A 345-nucleotide genomic window follows, 5' to 3' on the forward strand; every position below is an offset into this window, starting at 1 on the left:
TGGGTGTTAGCTGCCTAGATTAAACATCGTATCAACAGTCATTTATAAGGAAATGATATGACTACAAAAAATATCAATGGTGTTATTTCTGTTATTCCAGTTAAAGAGTTCGATAAAGCTCTCGACTTTTATACTCTCTTGCTCGATAGGGAGCCTGACATGGTACCAATGGATGGGATTGCGGAATGGCAATTATTGCAAGGTGCATGGATTCAATTGTCGGTTGACCCTGAAAAAGCAGGCTCCACAACCGTTGTTGTAACAGTAACCGATATTAACGAGCAGCATCATTTTTGCAAATCAAACGGTTTACCCATCGGCGACGTAATCGAATATCCAGAGGTT

The 345-nt window shown here is 40.3% G+C and carries 1 protein-coding gene; it reads left to right on the top strand.

The window, feature by feature from the left end:
- Positions 1 to 57: 57 nt before the first annotated feature.
- On the top strand, positions 58 to 345 hold a 288-nt coding region (locus ACXAFQ_RS20535), incomplete at its 3' end, for a hypothetical protein (RefSeq protein ID WP_474825225.1).

It is taken from the genome of Alteromonas sp. ABH2_165 (genome assembly GCF_056159945.1).